General features: G+C 45.4%; 19 protein-coding genes, 1 pseudogene and 1 other annotated feature. Of the genes and pseudogenes, 16 read left to right on the forward strand and 4 right to left on the reverse strand.

Going from position 1 to position 22,750, the window contains the following annotated elements:
• Window positions 1–458 precede the first annotated feature (458 nt).
• The 4 genes from KHO06_RS02360 to KHO06_RS02375 all read left to right on the forward strand — a co-directional run bounded on the left by KHO06_RS02360 (window position 459) and on the right by KHO06_RS02375 (window position 6,234).
• Window positions 459–1,403, forward strand: a complete 945-nt coding sequence (locus KHO06_RS02360) for a TIGR01212 family radical SAM protein (RefSeq protein ID WP_212582047.1) — start codon at window positions 459–461, stop codon at window positions 1,401–1,403.
• A gap of 50 nt (window positions 1,404–1,453) precedes the next feature.
• A complete protein-coding gene (locus tag KHO06_RS02365) occupies window positions 1,454–3,199 on the forward strand; it encodes a diguanylate cyclase (protein WP_212582048.1) in 1,746 nt (581 codons plus the stop codon).
• A gap of 223 nt (window positions 3,200–3,422) precedes the next feature.
• Window positions 3,423–5,783, forward strand: coding sequence for an aerobic respiration two-component sensor histidine kinase ArcB (gene arcB / locus KHO06_RS02370; RefSeq protein ID WP_012127010.1), 2,361 nt, complete (start codon window positions 3,423–3,425; stop codon window positions 5,781–5,783).
• 1 nt (window position 5,784) lies between these two features.
• A complete protein-coding gene (locus KHO06_RS02375) occupies window positions 5,785–6,234 on the forward strand; it encodes a hypothetical protein (protein WP_038888973.1) in 450 nt (149 codons plus the stop codon).
• A 104-nt stretch (window positions 6,235–6,338) separates the two neighbouring features.
• On the opposite strand, the gene arcA is transcribed toward KHO06_RS02375, so the two are convergent.
• The gene (arcA, locus tag KHO06_RS02380) at window positions 6,339–7,055 is read right to left on the reverse strand and encodes a two-component system response regulator ArcA (RefSeq protein ID WP_005436194.1); all 717 of its coding nucleotides are present in this window, start codon (window positions 7,053–7,055) and stop codon (window positions 6,339–6,341) included.
• 359 nt (window positions 7,056–7,414) lie between these two features.
• Between arcA and KHO06_RS02385 the strand changes: the two genes are divergently transcribed.
• Both KHO06_RS02385 and KHO06_RS02390 read left to right on the forward strand, forming a co-directional pair.
• Complete coding sequence (locus KHO06_RS02385; RefSeq protein ID WP_010646558.1) at window positions 7,415–7,822, forward strand: DUF3293 domain-containing protein; 408 nt, start codon at window positions 7,415–7,417, stop codon at window positions 7,820–7,822.
• 54 nt (window positions 7,823–7,876) lie between these two features.
• On the forward strand, window positions 7,877–8,359 hold the full coding sequence (locus KHO06_RS02390; protein WP_005426466.1) for a putative 4-hydroxy-4-methyl-2-oxoglutarate aldolase: 483 nt from the start codon (window positions 7,877–7,879) through the stop codon (window positions 8,357–8,359).
• Here the strand turns inward: KHO06_RS02390 and KHO06_RS02395 are convergent.
• The gene (locus KHO06_RS02395) at window positions 8,356–8,826 is read right to left on the reverse strand and encodes a hypothetical protein (RefSeq protein WP_005426464.1); all 471 of its coding nucleotides are present in this window, start codon (window positions 8,824–8,826) and stop codon (window positions 8,356–8,358) included. The two genes, KHO06_RS02390 and KHO06_RS02395, sit on opposite strands and share 4 nt — an antisense overlap.
• Before the next feature lie 442 nt (window positions 8,827–9,268).
• Window positions 9,269–9,385, forward strand: a sequence feature (Thr leader region).
• A gap of 53 nt (window positions 9,386–9,438) precedes the next feature.
• Here KHO06_RS02395 and thrA point away from each other — a divergent pair.
• From thrA to KHO06_RS02415, 4 genes and pseudogenes are all read left to right on the forward strand, one after another.
• Window positions 9,439–11,898, forward strand: a complete 2,460-nt coding sequence (gene thrA, locus KHO06_RS02400) for a bifunctional aspartate kinase/homoserine dehydrogenase I (RefSeq protein WP_038888975.1) — start codon at window positions 9,439–9,441, stop codon at window positions 11,896–11,898.
• A 20-nt stretch (window positions 11,899–11,918) separates the two neighbouring features.
• Window positions 11,919–12,875 carry a homoserine kinase gene (gene thrB, locus KHO06_RS02405; protein ID WP_212582439.1) on the forward strand — a complete coding sequence of 319 codons (957 nt, stop codon included), beginning with the start codon at window positions 11,919–11,921 and terminating at the stop codon, window positions 12,873–12,875.
• A pseudogene (gene thrC / locus KHO06_RS02410) lies at window positions 12,872–14,151 on the forward strand (threonine synthase). Before thrB ends, thrC begins: the two are co-directional and overlap by 4 nt.
• 140 nt (window positions 14,152–14,291) lie before the next feature.
• Complete coding sequence (locus tag KHO06_RS02415; protein WP_212582049.1) at window positions 14,292–14,951, forward strand: NAD(P)H-dependent oxidoreductase; 660 nt, start codon at window positions 14,292–14,294, stop codon at window positions 14,949–14,951.
• A gap of 110 nt (window positions 14,952–15,061) precedes the next feature.
• Here KHO06_RS02415 and grcA read toward each other — a convergent pair whose 3' ends face one another.
• Entirely contained in the window at window positions 15,062–15,439 is a 378-nt protein-coding gene (grcA, locus tag KHO06_RS02420; protein WP_005426458.1) for an autonomous glycyl radical cofactor GrcA, read from the reverse strand.
• 326 nt (window positions 15,440–15,765) lie between these two features.
• Between grcA and nfo the strand changes: the two genes are divergently transcribed.
• From nfo to KHO06_RS02435, 3 genes are all read left to right on the forward strand, one after another.
• The gene (gene nfo / locus KHO06_RS02425) at window positions 15,766–16,653 is read left to right on the forward strand and encodes a deoxyribonuclease IV (protein WP_005426457.1); all 888 of its coding nucleotides are present in this window, start codon (window positions 15,766–15,768) and stop codon (window positions 16,651–16,653) included.
• 398 nt (window positions 16,654–17,051) lie between these two features.
• Complete coding sequence (gene ung / locus KHO06_RS02430) at window positions 17,052–17,732, forward strand: uracil-DNA glycosylase (protein ID WP_050910140.1); 681 nt, start codon at window positions 17,052–17,054, stop codon at window positions 17,730–17,732.
• Window positions 17,733–17,876: 144 nt separating this feature from the next.
• Window positions 17,877–18,428, forward strand: coding sequence for a hemerythrin domain-containing protein (locus tag KHO06_RS02435; protein WP_043882983.1), 552 nt, complete (start codon window positions 17,877–17,879; stop codon window positions 18,426–18,428).
• Between the two features lie 230 nt (window positions 18,429–18,658).
• Here the strand turns inward: KHO06_RS02435 and KHO06_RS02440 are convergent, their stop codons facing one another.
• The gene (locus KHO06_RS02440) at window positions 18,659–18,844 is read right to left on the reverse strand and encodes a DUF3545 family protein (RefSeq protein WP_005426455.1); all 186 of its coding nucleotides are present in this window, start codon (window positions 18,842–18,844) and stop codon (window positions 18,659–18,661) included.
• 722 nt (window positions 18,845–19,566) lie between these two features.
• Between KHO06_RS02440 and KHO06_RS02445 the strand changes: the two genes are divergently transcribed.
• The 3 genes from KHO06_RS02445 (at window position 19,567) to KHO06_RS02455 (ending at window position 22,721) form a co-directional block, all read left to right on the forward strand.
• On the forward strand, window positions 19,567–21,003 hold the full coding sequence (locus KHO06_RS02445) for a sodium:alanine symporter family protein (RefSeq protein WP_038889001.1): 1,437 nt from the start codon (window positions 19,567–19,569) through the stop codon (window positions 21,001–21,003).
• A gap of 110 nt (window positions 21,004–21,113) precedes the next feature.
• A complete protein-coding gene (yaaA, locus tag KHO06_RS02450) occupies window positions 21,114–21,890 on the forward strand; it encodes a peroxide stress protein YaaA (protein WP_010646571.1) in 777 nt (258 codons plus the stop codon).
• A 195-nt stretch (window positions 21,891–22,085) separates the two neighbouring features.
• Window positions 22,086–22,721: an alternative oxidase gene (locus KHO06_RS02455; protein WP_212582050.1), complete on the forward strand. Its 636-nt coding sequence runs from the start codon at window positions 22,086–22,088 to the stop codon at window positions 22,719–22,721.
• Window positions 22,722–22,750 lie beyond the last annotated feature (29 nt).

Below are 22,750 nucleotides of genomic sequence, written 5' to 3' on the forward strand. Positions count from 1 at the left end.
TTCGCCACTGGCCGAGGTTGACCAGTCTTGATTCCTTTCCGTATCTCGCAGGAAAAATTTTGCGAGAAAAACAATCCTTGGTGATATCCCTTTATTTATTGCCACAATTTAGTGACTTATATAGGTGGGAGCGGGGTATCGCCGACAATTCCCGCAGTTATTGTTGTAATAAAAGTCACAAAAACAACGGGGTTGTGTAAGTATCCTACAATTTTGTGACTTGAGAATGCAACGAAAAGTCGCTTTTGTGACCCAATTTTTTCGTTTAAATATTCACTTTTTGTTTAACATTTGCGCAACATTGCGGTTTTTGAGTTGGTTTTATGCAGTTTTATTGATTTCACACCGCTACCTGTTTGTTTGAATTGACTAGAATTATTTGTTTTTTCTTGCAGGGATGTAATTTATTTACATGAATCGTAGTGAGATTTATTACGGTTTACTATTGGTGAGAATCTATGCAGTTACATGAGTTGGTCAACACATTAGGCCAAGATCTTCAGCGTCGTTACGGCGAAAAAGTCCATAAGCTGACTTTACATGGTGGCTTTAGCTGCCCAAACCGCGACGGCACGATTGGCCGAGGTGGTTGTACATTCTGTAATGTGGCTTCGTTTGCTGACGAAGAAGTGCAGATCAAAAGCATTCACGATCAATTGAAAGATCGCGCTGGAGAGATCCATCGAGCGAAGAAGTATCTGGCTTATTTTCAGGCGTACACCAGTACCTATGCAGAAGTACAAGTTCTTAAAAACATGTACGAAGAAGCCCTCAAGGCGGCTGATATCGTCGGCCTTTGTGTGGGCACTCGTCCTGATTGCGTTCCTGATGCGGTATTAGATCTGCTTTCGGATTACGTGAATCAAGGCTATGAGATTTGGCTAGAGCTAGGTCTTCAAACGGCCAACAATGACACCCTCAAGCGTATCAACCGCGGTCATGATTTTGAGTGCTACGCAGAAATCACCAAGCGTGCTCGTGCACTTGGTATTAAAGTGTGCACTCACCTGATTGTTGGTTTGCCGAAAGAGACACGCGACGACAATGTTGAAACACTGCGTAAAGTGCTCGAAGTCGGTACTGACGGCATCAAGCTTCACGGTCTACATATTGTCGAAGGCAGTACTATGGCAAAAGCGTGGCGTGCTGGAAAGCTAGAAGCGCCTGAGCTTGAAGGGTATGTGGCTATCGCCAGTGAAATGATCCGCATGACGCCAAAAGAGGTGATTTATCATCGTGTTTCTTCTGCGGCGCGTCGTCCAACCTTGCTATCACCACTGTGGTGTGAGAACCGTTGGCTCGCGATGACCGAAATTGGTCGCGCATTGGACCGAGAGGGCGCACAAGGTAGCTTAACTGGTGATGCTTTCATCTATAGCAAACCAGAATTAAAGGCAGAATGATCGATTAAGAACTGTTATATTTCTCCCGATTTGCTTTTAAGGTCGGAAAAATGGATCAGTTACTCAATTGGCTCTGGGATGGGCAGGGCGACTACGGATTTGTGGTCCTGCTCTCTGTGGTATGTGTAATCACTGTTACGCTGATCTATCTGCGATTCCAATCCGCTTTAAAACACCTCGTTACTGACTCTCCTTACCCCGTACTTGTACTCGACGCAAGTCATGGTCAATTACTGCTTTCTAACGATCCTGCGATGCAATTACTTGGCATCCGTGCATTAGGTTCTGGCTTTCTTTATCCTGCCTCTTTTCACTCTGAAGAGCTGGTGGCACTACTCGATAGCTTTTCCAGCCGCCATTTCCGCCATCAATTATTTGATTGGCGGTTATCCGAAACAGAAAACGTCAAAGTTGAACTGTCTGGTAAAAAGAGTGTGCTGCGTGGTCATCGTGTCTGGATTATCTACGCTCAACCTTATCAAGCGACACTTCAAGAGCAGCAGAAAGAACTAGAAAAATTAGGCATTGCTCGCTCTGCGATCGATTCTCTATCTGAGTTGATTTGCTTACAAGATCAGCAGGGCAAAGTGTTAACAACTAACCGAGCGTTTGATCTTTTCTGGGAGGGGCGGAGAGAAGAAGCCTGTTCTGCAAACATTAGCCCGATCGCGACGAGAAAAAGTGAGCGTCGTTGGACGACAGACCCTCAAGGACGAAGTTGTTTGCTTGAAGTTAATCAGAGTTCGTTAGTCTCTCAGAGTGGGGAGATGATCGGCACCTTGTCTATCAGCCATGATGTCACTGAATGGCACAAGATGCAGCAGAACCTGCGTGATGAGATGGAGCGCCGTAAAGATACCGAAGTCGCTTTGGCACAGCGCGATACCATTTTACAAACCATTCTGGATGCCAGCCCGGACTCGATCGGTATCTTCAATGAGAACATGGTTTACCAAGCTTGTAATAAACCCTTTGTTAACGCTCTCGGCATTTCCGATGTGGGAGATTTGATTGGTAAGCGCCTGCAAGATGTCATTCCTGAGGATATCTATATCCGCTTAGAAGCGAGTGACCTACAGGCTTTACAACAAACTCAGCCAATTCGATACATCGATAAAGTGAGCAGCACCGATGGTTACTACACATGGTTTGATGTGGTGAAATCGCCGTTCAAAGATAAAGCCTCTGGCACCAATGGCGTGTTGATCATGGCACGTGATATTTCAGAGCGTTATCTTGCTGAACAGAAACTTGAAGAAGCGAATTTAGAACTAGAGAAGCTCAGCTTCTCAGACAGCTTAACTCAAGTGGCCAACCGTCGTCGTTTCGATGAGCAACTGCATACCCTTTGGTACCACCATATTCGTGAGAAGTTACCACTGACCATCATGCTATGTGATATCGACTTCTTCAAAGACTACAACGATTGCTACGGCCATCAGCAAGGTGATGAAGCCTTAGTGAAGGTGGCTGCGGTATTCCAACAAGTCGCGAGCCGATCTTCTGACTGCGTGGCGCGTTACGGTGGTGAAGAGTTCGCTTTCATTCTGCCTAATACGACGACGGAGGGAGCGCTGAAAGTCGCGCAGCGCATCCATGAGCAAATTCACGAACTGGCGGTCGAACATCGCAGTTCAAACACATCGGACCGACTGACAGTCAGTATCGGTTTTGTCGCTTATGTTCCTCATCATGGTGATGAGCCAGAAATGGGCGTTGCAATGGCAGACAGTGCGCTTTACCAAGCCAAGGCTGATGGCCGCGATTGCACCAGTGTTCATCCAAGTTCTTACTAACGCTTTGTGACCGCTTGCTCTAAGTTGAGAGTAGGCAGTTTAAATCACCGTATTAAACACGTTAAACTGCAAGCACATAGGATGAGGCGTTGATGAGCCCTGAAACACCGCTACTCCATCCGTGTGTCTTTCAAATAGGTAAATCGTTGTTGCTTCTTCGCTCAGCGGTTTCGCTTTTCATTTTGTCAGGGTTCGATATCTAGCTTGTTCCGTGGAGTAGTGAATGAAGCCCATGAAAAATCTCGCCCAGTACTATGTTGACCTATTGGTCAAACTGGGGATTGTCCGTTTCTCGATATTGCTGGCGCTGGCGTTGGTGGCATTGGCTGTTGTGGTGCAAGTGGGGATTACCTTAGCGCTGAAAGGCAATGTCGACGATATTGATATTGTCCGTTCAGTGTTCTTTGGTTTGTTGATCACCCCTTGGGCGGTGTACTTCCTATCTGTGGTAGTCGATCAACTAGAAGAGTCACGTCAAAGACTAACCAAGTTGGTGTCTAAGCTTAAAGACATGCGTTCGCGTGACCAAGAGCTGAACTTCCAGCTACAGCAGAACATTGAGAAGCTCAACCAAGAGATTGAAGAGCGCATTAAAGCCGAAGAAGCTCGCGAAGAAGCGATGCAAGATCTTGAGAACGAAGTTTTCCAACGTGAACGTACTCAGCTTGAGCTTGCCGAGCGTACGGCACTGTTGCGTTCTTTTATCGATGCATCTCCAGACTTGATTTACTACCGTAACGCTGACGGTGTTTTCTCGGGCTGTAACCGCGCGATGGAAGAGCTAACTGGTAAGAAAGAGCACCAATTAGTCGGCTTGAGCCCGTGGGATGTCTACAGCAAAGAAGTAGCGGAGCATATCGTCGATACCGACCAAAAAGTCTTTGCCGACAATCAAGCTATTACTTACGAACAATGGTTGGAATACCCTGACGGACGTAAACATTACTTTGAGCTGCGCAAGGTGCCGTTCTACAGCAAAGATGGCCGCCATCTTGGTCTGGTTGGTTTCGGCCGTGATATCACTGAGCGTAAACGCCACGAAGAATCACTAGAAAAAGCCAGCCGTGACAAAACCACGTTTATCTCTACGATCAGTCATGAGCTGCGTACGCCATTAAATGGCATCGTTGGCTTGAGCCGTATGTTGCTTGATAGTCAGTTGACTGAAGAGCAGCGTAAGCACATGCAAACCATTAATGTCAGTGCTATTACTTTGGGCAACATCTTCAACGACATCATCGATATGGACAAGTTCGACCGTCGTAAGTTGGAGCTGTTACCAGCCCCATTGAACTTTGAAGACTTCGTCGCTGAAATCGAAAGTATCTCGGCTCTGATGGCTGAGCAGAAAGGGTTGCGCTTCGATCTAGAGCGTCTGAGCTCGTTGCCAAAAGCGATTGAAGTAGATGCGACCCGCCTGCGTCAGGTGATTTGGAACCTCGTTAGCAACGCCATGAAATTCACTAAAGAAGGTGGCGTAGTGATGACGGTGAGCGCAGATGTAGAAGACGATTACGCGACCATCATCATGGAAGTGGAAGATACTGGCATCGGTATTCCAGATGAAGAGTTGGATAAGATCTTCGCTATGTACTATCAAGTGAAATCTGGCAAAGATAACCTGCATGCCGTAGGCACTGGTATTGGTTTGGCAGTTTCTAAGCAGCTGATCAACATGATGGACGGTGATATTACCGTAGCGAGTGAAGAAGGCTTTGGTAGTACCTTCACCGTGTCCATTCACGTCCCAATTGTTGAGCTCGCAGAGCCCGTTGTCGATGCAAAACGCGATAACGTGCGCCTGAATATCTTTATGGTGGAAGATATTGAGTTGAACGTCACCGTTGCTAAGTCACTGCTTGAGAGTTTAGGGCATACCGTGACCGTTGCAATGACAGGCCAAGAGGCGCTAGTGAACTTTGTGCCAGATGAATATGATTTAGCGCTGCTTGATATTCAATTGCCTGACATGACGGGTTTTGATGTAGCCAAGTACTATCGCGAGCACTACGACAATCTGCCTCCGCTGGTGGCCTTGACGGCTAACGTCATGAAAGATCGTCGCGAGTATCTCGATAATGGTATGGACGATGCCATCAGCAAACCGCTTGCGGTTCAGGCAATGCAGGCAGTGATTGATAAGTTCTTCGTTAATCGTATTGAAAGCCAAGAAGAAGTCGTTATCGAGCCTGAAGTGGTTGAGGATGTTACACCGACCCCATCACCAGTGATCAATACCCATTTGCTTGATTTGGATATGCTAGAGTCATACGTGGATATCGTGGGCGTGAAGCCTGTGTACGATAGCATCAAGATGTTCGAAGACATGATGCCGGATTATATTGAAGTGCTCGACTCAAATATGACGGCGAAAGACCAAGATGGCATTGTCTCCGAAGCTCACAAGATCAAAGGTGCAGCGGGCTCCATTGGTCTTAAACACATTCAAAGTGTTGCTCAAAAAGCGCAGTCTCCAGATATGCCAGCATGGTGGGAGAACATCTCTGATTGGGTCGAAGAAATTAAAAACGAGTATCAAAACGATATTCAAGTCTTGAAAAGTTGGTTGGAACAGAGGAAATAACATGAAGAAATTTGCATCGGCAGCACTGGCAATGGCGCTTCTGGCGGGTTGTAGTTCTGCTCCTCAGGTTGGTTGGCAAGAGGACAGTCAAATCACCATGAATAAGGTGAATGTCGAACTGAAAAGCAATCTGTGGGTAAATCTAATGCCAACCATTGGCGAAGTTCAAGAACAGAACGTGCATGGCGCACTTTACTTGAAGGCCGATAAAGAACTTCCCGCAAACTTGACCGTTGATTCGTTGATCATCAAGCAGGGTGACTCTGAGTGGGAAATCGATGGTGATCTGCTCGAACTGCGTACTCATAGCGAAAATCAGTGGGAAGTGGCGTTTGTATGGCAAATTGAGGCGGATATGGAGAAGTCGGTCGATTTAGCACTCTTGTTGGATGACGCAGGTAAGAAAGGCTGGTTAGTCGAAAAAGGCATCCGAATCGACAAGGTGTACTAATCACTAGGTTTGTACTAATTACGTTTTTTGTATTATTTGCTCATTTACAGATAGAAAAAGGGCTTGCTCATAGAGCAAGCCCTTATTGTTTTTACTGGGGCAGATTAGTCTTCTAGATCGCCACAGAAGCGGTAGCCTTCACCGTGAATTGTCGCGATGATTTCTGGTGTACCTGATACTGATTCAAAGTGCTTACGAATACGACGGATAGTTACGTCTACAGTACGGTCGTGTGGCTTAAGCTCACGGCCAGTCATCTTCTTAAGAAGATCAGCACGAGTTTGAATCTTACCTGGGTTCTCACAGAAGTGCAGTAGAGCACGGAACTCAGAACGAGGCAGTTTGTAGCTATCACCAGCTGGGCTCACTAGCGAGCGGCTGTTGATGTCTAGCACCCAACCGTTGAACTCGTATTTTTCTACCGAGCGTTTCTCTTCCTGTACAGCGTTAGTGCTCATAGAGCGGCTTAGCAGGTTGCGCGCACGGATAGTCAGTTCACGTGGGTTAAATGGTTTAGTGATGTAGTCATCAGCACCAATTTCAAGACCTAGGATCTTGTCTACTTCATTGTCACGACCAGTTAGGAACATCAGAGCGATGTTCGCTTGCTCGCGAAGTTCACGTGCTAGAAGGAGACCATTCTTGCCTGGAAGATTAATGTCCATAATAACCAAGTTGATTGAATTTTCAGACAACACTTGGTGCATCTCTTCACCGTCACTGGCTTCAAAAACAGCGTATCCCTCTGCTTCAAAAATACTCTTAAGAGTGTTACGAGTTACTTGCTCATCTTCAACGATAAGAATCTGCGGGGTTTGCATTGGCGGTACCTAAATTTGTGACAAAATTGTGCTAATAGAATAAATTCTAGGCAAAAATATAACATACAGGTAATGTGATTTTGATAATAAATCAAGTTGATCAAAAAACACTTCTTTCAGTTATCCGCCCTCCTTGGAATTTTGCCAACTCACCAGTATCCAATGGCGACGTTTATTCTATAGGGCTTGTTTACCTTTCAATTCCAGTATTTATGGGGCCTGAAACGTAAACACCCTAAGATATGGAGCGGATTTTATATTGTTAACAGCATGCTAACAATGCTCAAATGTTAATTCCATTCAGTTTGTTGATTTACATCAATTGATGAAATGTAACTGTTATTAATCGTTTAAGAGTTATGATAGAAAAAAGTAATACGAACATAGACGCATCGTTATGGAATGCTTATTCAAAGTCTTTCTTCCGTTTTCATGCTGAATGGCAGGTTACCAGCTACGCAGTGATAACTGCTTGGAACCCTTACAGTAATTTGCGGTCAAAAGAAGAGAATTGCATAAGTAATCATAAGCTCGAGAAACAATTAAACCACGTAAAGTACGTGCCTGTCACGGTAGGCGATCAGGCATTTGAGTGGTTGGAAGAAAGTTACGCTGCGGAGTTAACCCCACAAGCGGCGGTAGAGTTGGCCAATAAGTTCCAGCAGAACGCGATTTACTACGTTATTGATGACGAACTTTATTTGATTGCTTGTTCCGCTCCTGAGGTGATGCACAAGCTAGGGTCGATAACACCGCGACTCGTATAGAAGGATACTACTCACCTGAGCGTTGGTTCGGATGAGACAATTCACGGAGGAACTATGAGAGACATAACACCAGACATTTGTGACCAATTTGAGGACCAAGTTACCCTGCTGAGCTTACCATTGCAGAACTTTGGTCAACGCAGTGCCTTTCACGGCGAAATTGTCACTGTGCGCTGCTACCACGATAATTCCAAAGTACGTGAAGTACTGAGTGAAGACGGCACAGGAAAAGTGCTGATCGTGGATGGACACGGCTCTTGTCAAAAAGCTTTACTTGGCGATCAATTGGCGATTCTTGGTATCGAAAATGGATGGGAAGGGATCATCGTTTACGGTGCGGTTCGTGATGTGGCGCAGATGTCACAGATGGACATCGGTATTCAAGCATTGGGTACATGCCCGTTTAAAACTGAGAAGCGTGGCATGGGAGAAGTCAACGTGACACTGACCATGCAAAACCAGATCGTACAACCTAAGCACTATGTTTATGCGGATTGGAATGGGGTATTAACTTCGAAAGAGGCGTTGGATTTTTAGAAGCGGAAGCCTAGGCCTACTTCAAAGCCTTGTTGCCAGTCTTGATAATCCAGAGTGGCGTGAAGATCCAAGTTCTCGGTGATTTTCACGCGGCTCGATACTTCTGCGGCAAGGCTACTGTCTTCTTCACGTATGCCTTCTGTCGTTTCGCCTTTGTAAGAACGCACCGTACTTTTCACCGTCACGCGATCGTTCAAGTGATAGCTGATACCACTTAAAAAGCCGCTCTGATTCTGAGTTGGAGAGTTATTGACGCGAGCACCCACGTAAAGATCGACAGAGTCAAACAGCTCATACGCGTACCCACCATCGATATTCCAGACGTCAAAGCTGTCGGTTTGGTAGTTTTCACTAGAAATGAAAAGTTTGTGTGGAGACGAGGAAGTTTTGCCCGGTAAAGGCGGAAGATCACTGGCGACAGAAATGCCAGGCACAACGAACAGTAACAGAAAAATCCATTTTTTCATGTTGACCACTCCTTGTGTCTAACTTTGTTATTAGTATGTGCTAAAAGCTTCTCACTATTAAAGCATAGAATATGAAATCCAGCTCATTTATTTTCTGTTTAATTCGATCCTATGAACATTGATCACGGTTAAGTGTTTGTTAAGTAATGTCACTAAAGGATGGCATTTTGATCTTGTGCTCAGCGTTTAAGATCGGCTCAAGGATCATTCGATGATTTGGTTTTTAGTGAGGCTCGAACTGTGCACAAAAAAGTAACCCAAACCGCTGTAACGGTAAATCCTTGTAATTACTTTGAAATATCAATGACATTGCGTAGCAGAAATCTCTGCAAGGCCGGAAAATAAACAATTTTTTGTTGACTCTGTTTACGAAACTCGGTAAACGTAGAGTTAAGCAAACACATAATTATCGTTGAATATTTATTTATGACATCTCACAGCCAAGTAGTAATGACCACAACCATTATTATTACCAACACGACCAATGTTGGGGCAGGCTGCTGAGCGAAAGAAATTCACAAAGAAGGCCTGTATCCAACAAGATACAGGCCTTTTTTTATGCTTTTTTATACAGAATTTAGACAGATTTAAGAAGATACATCGGAGGAAGGGATGCGAGTATTAAAGTTTGGCGGCTCATCATTAGCAGATGCAGATCGCTTTTTGAGAGCGGCGGATATCATCGCCAACAACGCACAACAAGAAGAAGTCGCAGTGGTACTTTCTGCACCTGGCAAAACAACCAACAAGCTGGTAGCGGTGATTGAAGGTGCGCTTCGCAATGGTGAAGCTGAACTGCAAATCAATGAGCTGGAAGCTTCTTTCAAAGCTCTGTTTGCAGATATCCAAGTTGTATTACCAAACATCGATGGTGCAGCTTTCGATAACCAAGTTAAAACCTCACTTTCTCAACTTCGCCAGTTCGTTCATGGCATCAATCTTCTTGGCATGTGCCCAAACAACGTCAATGCACGCATCATTAGTAAAGGTGAACGCGTTTCGATTCAGCTGATGAAAGCGGTATTGGAAGCGAAAGGGCAACCAGCGCATCTTATCGACCCAGTTGAATACCTCTACGCAAAAGGCGATCACCTAGAAGCCATGGTCGATGTTGAAGTTTCAACTCAGAACTTCCGTCAGAACCCTCTTCCTCAGGGCCATGTGAATATTATGCCGGGCTTTACCGCCGGTAACGAGAAAGGTGAACTAGTTACACTAGGTCGTAATGGTTCAGACTACTCAGCAGCGGTTCTTGCGGCGTGTCTGCGCGCAGATTGCTGTGAAATCTGGACAGACGTTGATGGCGTGTACAACTGTGACCCTCGCTTAGTAGAAGATGCTCGTCTGCTTAAATCGCTTAGCTACCAAGAAGCGATGGAGCTTTCTTACTTCGGTGCTTCTGTTCTGCACCCGAAAACCATCGCACCAATCGCACAATTCCATATTCCTTGTCTGATCAAAAACAGCTTTAACCCACAAGGTGCGGGTACGCTGATTGGTCAAGACACTGGCGAAGATAACCTCGCTATCAAAGGCATCACGACGCTGAACGACCTAACGATGGTTAACGTGTCTGGCCCTGGCATGAAGGGTATGGTTGGCATGGCAAGCCGAGTATTTGGCGCAATGTCATCAGCAGGTGTGTCTATCGTTCTGATCACTCAATCTTCTTCTGAGTACAGCATCAGCTTCTGTATCGAAGCGCAAGACAAAGCAAAAGCACAGCAAGTATTGGCAGATGCGTTTGAACTTGAACTAAAAGACGGCCTACTTGAACCCGTTGAGTTTATTGATGATGTGTCTATCGTCACTTTGGTTGGTGATGGTATGCGTACTTCACGCGGTGTTGCATCTCGCTTCTTCTCATCTCTTGCTGAAGTGAACGTAAACATTGTAGCCATCGCACAGGGCTCATCTGAGCGTGCTATCTCTGCCGTGATTCCTGAAGACAAAATCTCTGAAGCGATCAAAGCATGTCACGAGAACCTATTCAACTCTAAGCACTTCCTAGACGTCTTCGTGGTTGGTATTGGCGGCGTTGGTGGTGAGCTGGTGGACCAAATCGAGCGTCAACAAGCGAAGCTTGCGGAAAAAGGTATTGTGATTCGCGTATGTGGCTTGGCAAACAGCAAAGGTCTTCTACTTGATAGCGAAGGTCTGCCACTAGAGCATTGGCGTGACCGTATGTCGGCAGCGACAGAAGAGTTCAGCCTAGCGCGTTTGATTTCTTTGGTTCAACGTAACCACATCATCAACCCAGTATTGGTGGACTGTACTTCAAGTGAAGATATCGCGAACCAATACGCTGACTTCTTAGCGGCTGGTTTCCACGTAGTTACACCAAACAAGAAAGCAAACACAGCCAGCATGTCTTACTACCATCAGCTTCGCGATGTTGCGCGCAGCTCTCGCCGTAAGCTGATGTACGAAACAACCGTAGGCGCAGGTCTACCGGTGATCGAAAACCTACAAAACCTAATCTCAGCGGGTGATGAACTAGAGCGCTTCAGCGGTATCCTTTCTGGCTCTCTGTCATACATCTTCGGTAAGTTGGATGAAGGTATGAGCCTAAGTGAAGCAACCAACATCGCCAAGCAAAATGGCTTTACTGAACCGGATCCGCGTGACGATCTATCGGGTATGGATGTGGCGCGTAAGCTACTTATCCTTGCTCGTGAAGCTGGCATGTCTCTAGAACTAGAAGACGTTGTGGTTGATCAAGCTCTGCCACCAGGTTTTGACGACTCAGGCAGTGTTGAAGAGTTTATGGAGCGCTTACCAGAAGCGGACGCCTACTTTAAAGAGCTATCAGCTAAAGCGGCAGAAGAAGGCAAAGTACTGCGCTACGTGGGTGAAATTGTTGATGGTAAATGTACAGTAAGCATTGCAGCAGTCGATGAAAACGACCCGATGTTTAAGATCAAAGATGGTGAAAACGCACTGGCATTCTACAGCCGCTACTACCAACCAATTCCACTGGTATTGCGCGGTTACGGTGCGGGTACTGAGGTTACGGCTGCGGGCGTATTCTCGGATGTGATGCGTACTTTAGGTTGGAAGCTAGGGGTATAACGACAATGAGTTCAAGTGATATGGATGTAGTGGTTTATGCCCCAGCATCAATTGGTAATGTAAGCGTAGGTTTCGACGTTCTGGGGGCGGCGGTGTCTCCAGTCGATGGCACACTATTGGGCGACCGAGTATTGGTTAAGTCTGGGGCTGAGCCGTTCAGCCTAAAGACGGCGGGTGATTTTGTTGAGAAGCTGCCAACCGAGCCGAAAGAGAACATCGTTTACGACTGTTGGGGGGTGTTTGCTCGTGAGCTAGACAAAAAAGGTGTTGAGCTAAAGCCACTTGAAATGACACTAGAAAAGAACATGCCAATCGGCTCTGGATTAGGCTCAAGTGCATGTTCTATTGTTGCTGCATTAGATGCATTGAACCGATTCCATGGTCAGCCGCTTAACGAGACAGAGTTACTGGCGCTGATGGGAGAAATGGAAGGCAAGATCTCTGGTGGTATTCACTACGATAACGTCGCGCCGTGTTACCTTGGCGGTGTGCAATTGATGCTTGAAGAGCTAGGTATCATTAGCCAAGAAGTGCCTTGCTTTGACGATTGGTTCTGGGTGATGGCGTATCCGGGTATCAAAGTATCAACTGCAGAAGCGCGTGAGATCCTACCATCTCAATACCGCCGACAAGATATCATTGCTCATGGTCGTCACCTTGCGGGCTTTATTCATGCGTGTCATTCTGGTCAGCCAGAACTTGCTGCAAAAATGATCAAAGACGTGATCGCAGAACCGTATCGTGAGAAACTGCTTCCAGGCTTTGCGAATGCACGTCAATACGCAGCGTCTGCGGGGGCATTGGCAACCGGTATTTCTGGCAGTGGTCCGACACTGTTCAGTATTTGCAAAGAGAAAGATGTCGCTGAGCGAGTTGCTCGCTGGTTAGAACAGAACTACGTACAAAACGAAGAAGGATTCGTCCACGTTTGTCGCCTAGATAAACAGGGTTCGAAAGTAACAGGAAGTGAGCTATGAAGCTTTACAATATAAAAGAAAATGATGAACAAGTTTCCTTTGGCCAAGCCGTTCGCCAAGGGCTAGGCCGTAACCAAGGTCTATTTTTCCCATCGGAATTACCAAAATTTGAAGATGTTGATGCTCTGCTGGCAGAAGACTTTGTCTCTCGTAGCACGAAAATCCTATCAGCACTGATTGGCGATGAGTTGGCGGAAGAGCAAGTTAACGCATTGGTTGACGCTGCATTCCAATTCCCAGCACCAATCAACCAAGTAAAAGACGGTGTTTACGCTCTGGAGCTTTTCCATGGTCCAACGCTTGCGTTTAAAGACTTTGGTGGTCGCTTTATGGCGCAATCTCTTGCTGCCGTTTCGGACGGTGGTAAGATCACTATCCTAACGGCAACTTCTGGCGATACTGGCGCAGCCGTTGCGCACGCTTTCTACGGTATGGAAGACATCAACGTTGTGATTCTTTACCCGAAAGGCAAGATAAGTCCACTGCAAGAGAAGCTATTCTGTACGCTTGGTAAAAACATTCACACTGTTGCGATCGATGGCGACTTCGATGCCTGTCAGGCTCTAGTTAAACAAGCTTTTGATGATTCTGCACTGCGTGAAGAGATCGGCCTGAACTCAGCAAACTCAATCAATATCAGCCGTTTGATGGCGCAAATCTGTTACTACTTGAAGCAGCTGCGCAAATGAGCAAACAAGAGCGTGAAAACCTAGTGGTATCAGTACCAAGCGGTAACTTCGGTAACCTAACTGCTGGCCTACTGGCAAAAGCACTGGGTCTGCCTATTAAGCGCTTCATCGCTGCAACGAATGCCAATGACACTGTACCGCGCTACCTGCAAACAGGTAAGTGGGAGCCAAAACCAACAGTTGCAACAACATCGAACGCAATGGACGTGAGCCAACCAAACAACTGGCCTCGTATTGAAGAGCTGTGCCGCGTGAAAGAGTGGGGCTTGGAGACGCTAGGTAAAGGTGCAGTGTCTGATGAGCAAAGCGCTCAGTCGGTGAAAGACCTATACGCACTTGGCTACCTATGTGAGCCACACGGTGCGATTGCTTACCGCGTTCTTGAAGAGCAGCTGCAAGAGGGGGAAACCGGTCTGTTCCTATGTACTGCTCACCCAGCGAAGTTCAAAGAAGTGGTGGATGATATTCTAGAATCCGACATCGACCTTCCTGCACCACTAGCGAAGCACGCTGCGATGGAGCTCCTATCGGAAGATCTCGACGCTGACTTTGACGCATTGAAACAAGTACTGCGCCGCGTGCAGTAAGCTTCAAAAGTACAGTCAGTAGCAAAAACAGAAATAACGAGAGGTGAATGAGCAATCATTCACCTTTTTTATTGCTAGTAAGTTTTAACTCTCTTTAAGATTGAAAAACGAACTTAACTACATGAGATGGAAAGAGCAGCATGCATTTTTTGATTTTTCTTGGCTCAGTGAGAGACAGCACGCCACCACGACCAGCGCGCTTAGGAATGCGAGTCAGTAGAGCGTGTGAAAAACTTATCGCGAGTCAGCACTCACAACATACGGTCGAAATCATTGACCCATTGAACTACGACTTTGGTGATGTGTTTAAGCCCGAGTTTGCTTATCACCGCTCAAAAGTGCCGGAGCACCTCAGCGAGTTGGCAGATAAAATCAAACATGCGGATGGGTATGTGATGGTTAGCCCGGAGTACAATCATTCGATGAGTCCTGCTTTGGCAAACATGCTTAATCACTTTGGCAGCTCGCTGTTTTCCTATAAGCCAAGTGCTATCGTGACCTATTCTGCAGGGCAATGGGGCGGCGCTCGTGCTGCAGTGTCGATGCGCACTTTCTTATCCGAGTTGGGATGCTTACCCGTGTCGGCAATGATCCATATTCCGAAAGCACAAGAGGTGTTTGATGAGCACGGTGTTGTTGCGGATGAGTTGGAGCAGGCGCAGTGGGATAGCTATATGAATCGCACTTTGCATCAACTGATTTGGTGGGCAGAAGGGGCGTCATTGCAAAGAGAGAGGCTTGATCCAACCTCGTTGGCACAAGTGTTCAAGAAAGATCCTTCGCAAAGAAACGCACCTTAGAAAGATGCGTTCGCCACTATCGGAGGGGACTCGAAGGATCCAGAAACAAAAAAAGCTTGGTCATTGCTGACCAAGCTTTTTAAATTCTAGCAAGCTAGTCTACTGAGAGATTATAGAGACTCAGTAAAAGTACGAGCGATTACGTCACGTTGTTGTTCTGGAGTTAGCGAGTTGAAACGTACTGCGTAACCAGAAACACGGATAGTTAGCTGTGGGTAGTTCTCTGGGTGTGCAACTGCATCTTCTAGAGTTTCACGCTTAAGAACGTTCACGTTTAGGTGTTGACCGCCTTCAATGCGAGGAGCTGTTTCGATTGCTACTTCGCGGCTTTCGTAGTCACCTAGGTCGCTGATTGCGATAACTTGGTCTGCTTCGTAAGTTGATGCTGCAGCAACACAACGCGCTTCGTTCTTCTCGCTATCTAGTAGCCAGATTGAGTTTAGTAGTTCGTCGTTAGCTGCTTTAGTAATTTGGATACCTTGGATCATCACTATCTCCTAGACCACTTACGTGGTGATTATTGGTGTTAATTTTCGAATTTTTGTCGAGCTAAGTATTATATAGCGAATATCCATTATTTTAATATTGATTTAAGTCAAAAAACAACCAAAAACCTTAATTTTTTGAAGGTAATTTTCTTGCGCTAAATCAATAAAACGTTTGAAAACATACTATTTACAATTTATTTGATAATATAAAAAATATTTAATAGTTATTTTTGTTGTAAATTTACTACAAAATGAGTTCAAAACTTAACCTTGCTAACGCAACTGCCTGTATTTAGGTAGCCATACTGAAAGTCTAAAGTGATTAAATGACAAACATAAAAAACACGTTTGGAAACAAATTTATTGGTGCTCATGTCTCGGCGGCGGGCGGTGTTGACCAAGCGCCTCTTCGCGCTCGCGAAATTGGTGCGAATGCATTTGCTTTGTTTACCAAGAACCAACGTCAGTGGGTTGCGAAGCCGCTTGAAGAGAAAACCATTAGCGCATTCAAAGCGAACTGCAAAATGCTTGGCTTTGGCGCAGAGCATATTCTTCCCCATGATTCTTATCTGATTAACTTAGGTGCGCCGGAAGAAGAAAAGCTGAATAAATCCCGCGCGGCGTTTATTGATGAGATGGAGCGTTGTAATCAACTTGGGTTAACGCTGCTGAATTTCCACCCTGGCAGTCATCTAAAGAAAGTGTCGGAACAAGAGTGCTTAGCGACGATCGCCGAGTCGATCAATCTTGCGCACAAAGCGGTGCCCAATGTGATCGCTGTGATTGAGAACACCGCTGGTCAGGGGACAAATCTAGGTTGGAAGTTTGAGCACCTTGCTGAAATCATTGATCAAGTGGAAGACAAAGAGCGTGTTGGCGTATGTCTCGATACTTGCCACACGTTTACCGCCGGCTACGATCTGCGCACTAAAGAGGATTGTGAGCATACCTTTGCTGAATTCGACCGCATTGTTGGGATGCACTATTTAAGAGCAATGCATCTAAATGATTCAAAAGTTGAATTCGCTAGCAAGGTTGACCGCCATCATTCATTAGGCAAAGGCGAGATCGGTTGGAGTTGTTTTGAGTACATCGCTAAAGATCCGCGCTTTGATGGTATACCTCTGATTTTAGAGACAATTGATCCCGATATTTGGCAGCAAGAAATCAATACTTTGCGCAAATTCCATATCGAAGAGATCGCTAATTCGTAACGAAACAGCGAAGTTGGCATCCTTCTTTCTTAGCTAGATACATGAGCCATTCGCGCTTGTTTTAACTGCCTGAATCCAGAGTGGTATTTAGGCGAAGCTAGTTAGGAGGATGACAGCATGTCTCGACCAGTTTCTTTGAGCCCAGTGACACACACTCGACGAGTATTACGTTTACCAACCCCAAATCGCCATATATCAGGGCAGGGGCACTATCGAACGCCGCAGCGCAATTAGCGGTACTAGTTCTAGTTATCTCAGGCTGTATTAGGTGTCGCACCGATCAACGCAGACAGTTCGCGTATCCGTTTTTGAGAAGCCGTCTCAAGCTGGTGGTAAGTTTTTGTTTGTTTTGGTTTCGCTCGTTAGAATAGAGGGAAATTTTAGGATAGGAACCTTCCATGAATCAGTTACCCACTTGGCACGATGTAATCGGCGAAGAAAAACAGCAGAGCTACTTTGTCGACACTTTGAATTTTGTTGAAGCAGAGCGAGCGGCGGGCAAAGCTATCTATCCGCCAGCCAAAGACGTGTTTAACGCGTTTCGTTTTACCGAGTTCAATGACGTAAAGGTTGTGATTCTAGGACAAGACCCTTACCACGGCCCTAACCAAGCACATGGTTTGTGCTTCTCTGTATTACCAGGCGTCAAAACCCCGCCGTCTTTGGTGAACATGTACAAAGAGCTGGCACAGGACATTGAAGGTTTCCAAATTCCTCAGCATGGCTTTTTGCAAAGTTGGGCAGAGCAAGGGGTGTTGCTACTGAATACTGTATTGACGGTAGAGCAGGGTAAAGCGCACTCGCATTCGAAAACTGGATGGGAAACGTTTACTGACCGCGTTATTGAAGCAATTAACCAGCATCAAGAAGGTGTGGTGTTCTTGTTATGGGGGTCACACGCGCAGAAAAAAGGGCGTTTTATCGACCGTAATAAACATCACGTGTTAACGGCTCCGCACCCGTCACCATTATCTGCTCACCGAGGATTCTTTGGCAGTAAGCCATTCTCACAAGCAAACCAGATTCTTGTTCAGCAAGGGAAAGAAGTGATCAATTGGCATTTGCCAATGACGGTATAAAGCCCACTTTTCCTCTTAATATAAAGAAAGAAAAAATAGTACAGCGATCGTGACACTACGATCGCTGTTTTTTTGAACACCGTCGAGTCAGGTATTGGCTTTCTCATATACACTTATTAAAAGTAGGTGTTAAGGAGAGACGCTATGATGATCGAAAGAATTCGACGCGAACACGGCTATATGGTCCGTCTGTTGGCGATACTGCGCCACAAATTGAATGAGATTAAACAAGAGCACGCTATCAACTATGCGTTGGTGAGTGAAATTGTGGATTACCTCTCTAACCATTCGGAAAAGATTCACCACCCTAAAGAAGACATTCTCTACCACTATTTTCTGGAACATTACGGTCAGCAAAAGACCATGGAAAACTTAGAGCTTGAGCATCAAGAGTTAGCGGAGAAAACCAAAGCGTTTTCGATGTTAATAGAGATGATCCTTCAGGATGCAGTTGTCCCACAAGACATGTTTATTGCACAGTTAGAAGATTTCATTGTGACCCAAAAACGCCACCTTGAGCTGGAAGAGCGCCAAATCTTACCTCTAATTGAAGAGCTCTTTACTTCTGAAGATTGGCAGTACGTTGAAAGTTTATGGCATGAGAATGAAGACGACCCAGTGTTTGGTAATACGATTGCCGATCGCTACAAGCAGCTCGCCGATCGAGTACGTCAGAGTGACGCTGAGTTTGTCTAAATCATAAAAATGGCGAAGTAAACGATTGCGTAAGCAGGGTTTGTTTCGTCACTTTCTTATTCAGTGGGAATCTCTAGGAAATTGTTTGGCTATTGCTATGAGTAAAAACTGAGGGAAATTCTCAACAGGTAAGAATTGGTGTTATGCCAATAGAGTCAGCCTCAAAATCCTCCCATTTTTTCGCTATCCATAAAAGACAAAAGGCACCATCGAGGTGCCTTTTGTACAAATTATAGTTTGATGTCATCCAGAGTGATGTCGTTGCAGACATCGAGTTCACGCAGTTCCTTGAGTAAAGTGCGTCTGTCGTTCATTTCTTCAATTTCTCGCCACTTACGCTTCACTGGTTTCGAACGAGATTTGGTTGTTGAGGTAGTATCCAGACCAAATAGGTCATCGAGTTGAAAGCCTTCCATAAGCCACCTTTACCTTTTTCTATCTAAACTGTTATATCCAGTCCTTGTGGAGTTTTTTTAGTACCACAATAGCCGTGAGGATAACCATGATATATTTCGCATTTGTGTCGGTAACATGACATTTTCGTGCAAAAATACTCACAGAATCACATTTTGCATGCATTTAAAATGAACAAAAAATAAGCGAACGATCTCACGAAAACGATTAAATGAAGAGATTTGGTATGTTAATTCGAAGGGCTGATTTCACTCAATTTTTGAATACTAAGGTTGCATAGCATCGCTTTGATTAAAATGTATCCAAAGGTAACAAACCGACACAGGAAATATTTGTCGGATACCTTGTGATTGCTAGCCTCATTAAAAATAAACGATACGTCGTTTTGTTAAGTTTGAGGGGGCTAGTTATGTTGAATTTTGATAAACAAGATGTTGCTGTTTGTGAGCGTTAAGTTTTCCTTTTATGTTAACTTTTGGTGACTTTATAGTGAAAAATAACAAGCTTATTTTACTTGTTGCATATTGATTTTTGCCTTTCGAGGCTGCATTATCCGCCCGTCAAAAAATACGCTGGTACGTAAAATGGATGCATGAAGCGACATTTACGATTCTAGATTGCACAATAAACATTACTCAAAAAGCTAAGCACACTTTGACACTTAGCAGGCAATCTGGTGGATGGCTCGGAAGCAAAGACCGGCGCAACTCACTTTGAGGTACACATGACAGACTTAATCAATTTGATGAACGATCTCCTTTGGGGTTCGATTCTGGTTTATCTTCTTGTTGGTGTAGGAATCTACTTCACCGTTCGATTGGGTTTCATCCAATTCCGTCACTTCGGTCACATGTTCTCTGTTCTTAAGAACAGCCGTAAAGCAGACAAAGCTGGTATTTCTTCTTTCCAAGCGCTTTGTACTAGTCTTGCTGCACGTGTAGGTACCGGTAACATGGCGGGTGTTGCAGTTGCATTGACTGCGGGTGGTCCTGGTGCAATCTTCTGGATGTGGTTGATTGCAATGCTTGGTATGGCGACGTCGTTTGCAGAAAGCACGCTAGCGCAGCTATACAAAACCAAAGATGATGATGGCAACTACCGTGGTGGTCCTGCTTACTACATGGAAAAAGGTTTGGGCATGCGCTGGATGGGCGTGTTGTTCTCAGTTTTCCTAATCATCGCTTTTGGTTTGGTATTCAACGCCGTTCAAGCAAACTCAATTGCAAACGCAATGAGCACTGCATTTGGTTGGGATGATCTTTACGTTGGTATCGCAGTTGTTGCGCTATCAGCAGTGGTTATCTTTGGTGGTATCAAGCGTATTGCGAAAGTAGCAGAGCTGATTGTTCCTGTGATGGCACTTGCTTACCTAGTGCTAGCACTGTTCGTTATGTTCTCTAACCTAGACAAACTTCCTGATGTACTGATGCTTATCTTCAAGAGCGCATTTGGTCTGCAAGAAGCAGCGGCTGGTGGTCTTGGTTACGCAATCGCACAGGCGATGATTAACGGTATCAAACGCGGCCTATTCTCGAACGAAGCTGGTATGGGTTCTGCGCCAAACGCGGCAGCATCAGCAACGCCTTACCCACCACACCCTGCATCTCAAGGTTATGTTCAGATGCTAGGCGTGTTCATGGATACTATTGTTATCTGTTCGGCGACTGTGGCTATCATCCTGATGTCAGGTGAATATGTAGGCCAAGCAACGGAAGTGACAGGTATCGAGCTAACTCAGCGCGCATTGAGCTCGCAAGTCGGCGATTGGGGCGGCATCTTTGTTGCTGTAGCAATCTTCTTCTTCGCGTTTACTTCTATCATTGCAAACTACTCGTATGCAGAAACGAACTTAATCTTCCTAGAGCACAACCACAAAGCGGGTCTAGGTATCTTCCGTATCGTTGTACTAGGTATGGTTATGTTTGGTGCGCTGGCTTCTCTACCAGTGGTTTGGTCATTGGCCGATGTTTCTATGGGTCTGATGGCGATTGTGAACTTGGTGGCGATTATCTTGCTATCAGGCATCGTGATTAAGTTGGCGAAAGACTACAACCGTCAGCTAAGCGAAGGCAAAGTGCCTACGTTTGATCCGAATGACTTCCCTGAGCTGAAATCTCAGTTAGAAGAAGGTATTTGGGACAACAACAAGAAAGATAGCTAATTGATGTCCAATCATCGTTGAAAGCTATCAACACGATTCAAAAAGCCATGCAGACAATGCATGGCTTTTTTTGTACTCTAATGAAAAACAAAATTAGGGAAGTTAAAGTCATGCTTATCGTAGTTTCTCCAGCTAAAACGCTCGATTACGAATCACCACTCGCGACCGAGAAGTTTACTCAGCCAGACTTGGTTAGCTATTCAAAAGAGCTGATCGAGGTATGCCGTAAGTTAACACCTGCCGATGTTTCATCACTGATGAAAGTGAGCGACAAGATCGCTGATTTAAACGTCGGCCGTTTCCAAGAGTGGAGTGAAACCTTTACTACCGACAACGCGCGCCAAGCGATTCTTGCGTTTAAAGGTGATGTGTACACTGGTCTTGAAGCGGAAACTCTTTCAGATGCCGATTTCGATTACGCGCAAGATCATCTACGAATGCTGTCTGGCCTTTACGGTCTGCTTAAGCCGCTTGATTTGATGCAGCCATACCGTCTTGAGATGGGCACTAAGCTAGCAAACGAAAAGGGCACTAACCTTTACCAGTTCTGGGGGAATGTCATTACCGATAAGCTGAATGAAGCGATTGCAGCTCAGGGCGACAACGTACTGATCAACCTAGCATCGAACGAATACTTCAAAGCGGTGAAGCCAAAGAACTTGGATGCACAAGTGATCACACCAATCTTCAAAGATTGTAAGAATGGTCAATACAAGGTGATCAGCTTCTACGCGAAGAAAGCGCGCGGCATGATGGCTCGCTACATTATTGAAAATCGCATTGAAAGCGTTGCGGACTTAACTAAGTTTGATGTCGCGGGTTACTACTTTGTTGAAGAAGAGTCGACACCAACAGACTTGGTGTTTAAACGAGAAGAGCAAAACTGATTGAGCGAAGTTAAGTTTCAGCTCTGCTAAACAATTCAAACGAAAAGCCGGATAGTTATCCGGCTTTTTTTATTTCATCGAACACTGATCTTAATTTCATTTATTACATAAAAATTTTAGTTATTAAAAAATAGTTGAGTAAGAAGAATTAAAGTTGTATTTTAAATGCAACTTTAAAAATAAAGGAGTTCTCCTATGTCAGACTTCAAGCTCACACACAAAAAAGCCTCTAAGTTATCAGAGTACATTGCACTGCGTATTACCAAGTTGCTGAAATTCACTCTGAACATCTTCTACGGCAAGAAATACGCAAAGCGAGCGGTGATTCTCGAAACGATCGCAGCTGTGCCCGGTATGGTTGCGGGCATGTTCAACCACCTCAAAGCGCTACGTCGAATGAAAGATGATGAAGGCTGGATCCGAGAACTCCTCGACGAGGCCGAGAACGAGCGCATGCACCTGATGATTTTCCTCGATATTGCCAAGCCGAGTTTGATTGAGCGTTTGCTCGTGCTGCTTGGGCAAGGCGTGTTTATTCTTGTGTATAGCTTCATCTATCTACTGTCTTCTAAAATCGCTCACCGTGTTGTGGGCTACTTCGAAGAAGAAGCATGTAATAGCTACACAGAGTACCTAGAGAAAATTGATAGTGGGGAAGTGGAGAACGTACCAGCTCCGACTCTGGCGGTTGATTACTATAAGCTGCCTGCTGATGCGATGCTAAGAGATGTGATTTTGCGGATTCGAGAAGATGAAGCGGGGCACCGTGACCGTAACCATGGCTTCGCGGATGCCTATGAAGACAAAACGCTTCCAGCCCATCAGCTGTAAACATGAAAAACAAAAAGAGCCGCGATTGC

The sequence above is a fragment of the Vibrio sp. B1FIG11 genome (assembly GCF_905175335.1).
Classification (GTDB): domain Bacteria; phylum Pseudomonadota; class Gammaproteobacteria; order Enterobacterales; family Vibrionaceae; genus Vibrio; species Vibrio campbellii.

What these genes read in the sequence shown, in the direction of transcription:
- ung (WP_050910140.1), top strand. Translation starts at nt 17,052, where the DNA reads ATGAATCAGTTACCCACTTGGCACGATGTAATCGGCGAAGAAAAACAG.
- KHO06_RS02360 (WP_212582047.1), top strand. Translation starts at nt 459, where the DNA reads ATGCAGTTACATGAGTTGGTCAACACATTAGGCCAAGATCTTCAGCGT.
- KHO06_RS02375 (WP_038888973.1), top strand. Translation starts at nt 5,785, where the DNA reads ATGAAGAAATTTGCATCGGCAGCACTGGCAATGGCGCTTCTGGCGGGT.
- KHO06_RS02440 (WP_005426455.1), bottom strand. Translation starts at nt 18,844, where the DNA reads ATGGAAGGCTTTCAACTCGATGACCTATTTGGTCTGGATACTACCTCA.
- KHO06_RS02455 (WP_212582050.1), top strand. Translation starts at nt 22,086, where the DNA reads ATGTCAGACTTCAAGCTCACACACAAAAAAGCCTCTAAGTTATCAGAG.
- KHO06_RS02445 (WP_038889001.1), top strand. Translation starts at nt 19,567, where the DNA reads ATGACAGACTTAATCAATTTGATGAACGATCTCCTTTGGGGTTCGATT.
- yaaA (WP_010646571.1), top strand. Translation starts at nt 21,114, where the DNA reads ATGCTTATCGTAGTTTCTCCAGCTAAAACGCTCGATTACGAATCACCA.
- arcB (WP_012127010.1), top strand. Translation starts at nt 3,423, where the DNA reads ATGAAGCCCATGAAAAATCTCGCCCAGTACTATGTTGACCTATTGGTC.
- grcA (WP_005426458.1), bottom strand. Translation starts at nt 15,439, where the DNA reads ATGATCCAAGGTATCCAAATTACTAAAGCAGCTAACGACGAACTACTA.
- KHO06_RS02390 (WP_005426466.1), top strand. Translation starts at nt 7,877, where the DNA reads ATGAGAGACATAACACCAGACATTTGTGACCAATTTGAGGACCAAGTT.
- thrB (WP_212582439.1), top strand. Translation starts at nt 11,919, where the DNA reads ATGGATGTAGTGGTTTATGCCCCAGCATCAATTGGTAATGTAAGCGTA.
- KHO06_RS02385 (WP_010646558.1), top strand. Translation starts at nt 7,415, where the DNA reads ATGATAGAAAAAAGTAATACGAACATAGACGCATCGTTATGGAATGCT.
- KHO06_RS02435 (WP_043882983.1), top strand. Translation starts at nt 17,877, where the DNA reads ATGATGATCGAAAGAATTCGACGCGAACACGGCTATATGGTCCGTCTG.
- KHO06_RS02365 (WP_212582048.1), top strand. Translation starts at nt 1,454, where the DNA reads ATGGATCAGTTACTCAATTGGCTCTGGGATGGGCAGGGCGACTACGGA.
- arcA (WP_005436194.1), bottom strand. Translation starts at nt 7,055, where the DNA reads ATGCAAACCCCGCAGATTCTTATCGTTGAAGATGAGCAAGTAACTCGT.
- KHO06_RS02415 (WP_212582049.1), top strand. Translation starts at nt 14,292, where the DNA reads ATGCATTTTTTGATTTTTCTTGGCTCAGTGAGAGACAGCACGCCACCA.
- nfo (WP_005426457.1), top strand. Translation starts at nt 15,766, where the DNA reads ATGACAAACATAAAAAACACGTTTGGAAACAAATTTATTGGTGCTCAT.
- KHO06_RS02395 (WP_005426464.1), bottom strand. Translation starts at nt 8,826, where the DNA reads ATGAAAAAATGGATTTTTCTGTTACTGTTCGTTGTGCCTGGCATTTCT.
- thrA (WP_038888975.1), top strand. Translation starts at nt 9,439, where the DNA reads ATGCGAGTATTAAAGTTTGGCGGCTCATCATTAGCAGATGCAGATCGC.